The sequence below is a fragment of the Curtobacterium flaccumfaciens genome (assembly GCF_051548005.1).
GTDB lineage: Bacteria > Actinomycetota > Actinomycetes > Actinomycetales > Microbacteriaceae > Curtobacterium.
In genome coordinates this window covers 1-2,918 of sequence record NZ_JBPUGH010000235.1, presented here as the reverse complement: position 1 = coordinate 2,918, position 2,918 = coordinate 1, and the positions used below count along the sequence as shown (strand labels likewise).

The following is a 2,918-nucleotide window of genomic DNA, read 5'->3' as shown; positions in this document are numbered from 1 at the left end:
TCCTAGGGGCGTGCGGGGACGGAACGCCCCGGCGATCGTAGGGTCGGGGGCATGGCGCGCGATGACGAGTACGCGATCTTCCTCAACGGTTCGTACGGCGTCGGCAAGTCCGCGGTGCTCGATGCTGTCGGTGATCGCCTCGCCGCATCCGGACGGGCGTTCAGCGTGATGGACGTCGACTGGTTCCACCGGTCCTGGCCGGTCGCGGAGGGCGACACCGAGAACACCGTCCTCGAGGCGCGCAACATCGCCGCCGTCTGGGCGAACTACCGCGCCGCGGGCCCACGGCAGCTCGTCCTCAGCGGTGTCGCCACGAGCAGCGCAGACCTCGATCGGTACGCGGAGGCAGTCGGCTTGCCCGTGCGGTCGATCCGGTTGGTCGCGCGCCCGACGACGCTCGAGGCTCGACTGCGGAACCGGTACGACGAGCACCGTCAGCACCACCTCGAGTGGCACCTGGACAGGTTCGAGCGGATCGCCGAACGCCAAGCAGCCGCGGACCTGGACGAACTCGTCGTCGACACGGACGCCGTAGCGCCCGCCGACGTCGCCGACCTCGTCCTGCGACACTTCGGGTTCATCGCAGGCGAGGCCTGACGATCACCCCTCGCCGCCACGGAAGGTCATGAAGGCGTCGACGTCGTCTTCCTCCGCTTCGTGACGGAGCCGACGTCAGCGCGGTCCACGACGACCACGCGGGTCCACTCCGGGCGCCATGCATCGCGCATCCGGGAGCGCACGCGGACCTCGTCGAAGACGCCGAGCCGTTCGAGGTCCGCGCGGAGCACGAGGGCGCGAAGCTCGACCAACGAGTCGATGTCGGCGGCGACGGCCGGTCGGAGCGCGATGTGCACCCGCGTCAGCGTAGGGGTCGTCGGCGGTCGCCCGGGACGGCAGTGCCCGTCCGGACCGCGATGCTCGTCCGGGACGGCGGGGCTTGTCCGGCGCGGTCCGGGCTGGCAGGGTCGGGGGCATGACGCTGCCCGCCGACGCGCACGTGCACAGTGAGTTCTCCTGGGACGCCGGATCGGACCCGGCATCGGTCGGCTCGATGCGACGCACCTGCGAACGAGCGGTCCGCATCGGCCTCCCCGCCCTCGTGTTCACCGAGCACCTCGACCTCGAGGACCACTGGCGAGCCGAACCGGACGACCTCGGGCCGTACGCCCGCGCACTGGTCGACGAGCACGGGGCGGTCCGGCTGCCGCCCCTCGACGTCGACGGCTACCTCGACGCGATCGACCGCTGCCGCCACGACTTCCCGGAGCTCACGATCCTGACCGGCGTCGAGTTCGGGCAGCCGCACCTGTGGGACACCGCCGCGGCCGACGTGCTGGCACGGGTCGACCGGGTCAACGGCTCCCTGCACATGCTGCCGCTGGAGGGGGAGGACCGTACCGAGCCGGTCACGCTCTACCAGCACCGTTCACCATCGGACGTCGTGTGGGCCTACCTCGAGGAACTCCCCCGGATGATCGCCGGCTCGGACTCCTTCGCGGTCCTGACCCACATCGACTACGCCGCTCGGGCATGGCCCACCGCGACGGCAGGACCGTTCGACCCGCGCGAGTTCGAGGAGGGGTTCCGCGCGGGGATGCGCGCGCTCGCCGCGTCGGGCCGGGCGCTCGAGATGAACACCCGGCGGCTCTGGTCGTGGGTGCCGCAGTGGTGGGCAGAGGAGGGCGGGCGTGCCGTGACCTTCGGGAGCGACGCACACAGCGCGGACGTCCTCGCGTCGAGCTTCCCCGAGGCCGTCGCGATGGTCGAGCACTTCGGGTTCCGACCCGGCCGCCGACCCGAGGACTTCTGGACGCGCTGAGGCGTCAGCGTCAGCGTCAGCGTTCGCGACCGGGCGTGGTGACGGCCCCCTGCCACACCCACACCCGGTAGCGGGAGCCGTCGCGCCGCGCGACCTCGACCTGCACGGCGCGGTCCGTGTACGCCACGACGACGGCCCGCTCCTGCACCCGGACCTCGACGAACCGCAACCACACGTCGACCACCTCACCGTCGGACACCGGGACCGCGGGCTCGGGACCGATCTCCTCGCGCGTCAGGGTCACCGGGTACGGGCGCGTCAGGAACTCGTTGACCGCGGCGCGGGAGACATCGGTTCCGTACCGTCGGTTCTGGCCCATGCCGACCATCGTGCCACGGATTCGAACACGTGTTCGAACGCCAGGATGGAGGCATGGACCCCGCCGACGCGTTCCGCCGCCACCTCGACCCCGAGCAGCAGTGGACCGACGTGCTCGCGACGTTCGAGCGGCTCGGCTGGACCCTCTGCGGAACCGGCGACTGGGCCCGGGCCCTCCGCTCCCCCTCCGGCACCCTCGCCGCGCGCATCAACCCGTTCGACCCCGCCGGGCCGTACGCCGCGCTGCTGTACCGCCGCGCGGCCCACACCCGGCAGGTACCCGCGCTCGTCGACCACCGCGTGCTCGAGGGCGGCGCGGACCTCACCGTCATGGAGTACCTCGAACCGGTCCCCGAGGAGGTCGGCACCGCCTTCCACCGTGCCCTCGCCGAACGCGACCCGTCGGTGGCGGAGCTCGCCGACCACATCGAGCACGTGCACGCACTGGGCCGGGCAGAGCAGCCGTGGTGGGGACCGCTCGACGACAACCCCGCGAACGTCATGCGCGGGTCGGACGGCCGACTCGTCGTCGCCGACCTCTTCTACCCCGACGGCCCAGCGCTGTACGCCACCGTCCGCACCGACCCGGACCGCATCGTGCGCGACTACCCCGAACACCTCCGCCGACACATGACCGAGCTCCCGCTGGCGAGCTCGGGCGGGTGGCCGGACGGCGACGCCGAGCGGATGCGATCGGCGCTCGCCGCGGCCGACACGCGAGCGCGCAGCCACTGAAGCGAGAGCGGCTTCGCGAGCGCGAGGCCACCGAGGCGGCCGGACC

Annotated in this window: 5 protein-coding genes; 3 read left to right on the top strand and 2 right to left on the bottom strand. The window is 72.3% G+C overall.

Going from position 1 to position 2,918, the window contains the following annotated elements; genetic code table 11:
• The first annotated feature begins 51 nt into the window (after positions 1–51).
• Positions 52–597, top strand: a complete 546-nt coding sequence (locus ACSW7Y_RS16835; protein ID WP_438127375.1) for a hypothetical protein — start codon at positions 52–54, stop codon at positions 595–597.
• Positions 598–623: 26 nt separating this feature from the next.
• Here the strand turns inward: ACSW7Y_RS16835 and ACSW7Y_RS16830 are convergent, their stop codons facing one another.
• Positions 624–854, bottom strand: a complete 231-nt coding sequence (locus ACSW7Y_RS16830; protein ID WP_438127374.1) for a hypothetical protein — start codon at positions 852–854, stop codon at positions 624–626.
• A 119-nt stretch (positions 855–973) separates the two neighbouring features.
• Between ACSW7Y_RS16830 and ACSW7Y_RS16825 the strand changes: the two genes are divergently transcribed.
• Positions 974–1,819, top strand: coding sequence for a PHP domain-containing protein (locus ACSW7Y_RS16825; protein WP_438127373.1), 846 nt, complete (start codon positions 974–976; stop codon positions 1,817–1,819).
• 16 nt (positions 1,820–1,835) lie between these two features.
• On the opposite strand, the gene ACSW7Y_RS16820 is transcribed toward ACSW7Y_RS16825, so the two are convergent.
• Entirely contained in the window at positions 1,836–2,138 is a 303-nt protein-coding gene (locus tag ACSW7Y_RS16820; protein WP_438127372.1) for a hypothetical protein, read from the bottom strand.
• A gap of 53 nt (positions 2,139–2,191) precedes the next feature.
• On the opposite strand from ACSW7Y_RS16820, the gene ACSW7Y_RS16815 reads away from it, so the two are divergent.
• Positions 2,192–2,872, top strand: coding sequence for a hypothetical protein (locus tag ACSW7Y_RS16815; RefSeq protein WP_438127371.1), 681 nt, complete (start codon positions 2,192–2,194; stop codon positions 2,870–2,872).
• Positions 2,873–2,918 lie beyond the last annotated feature (46 nt).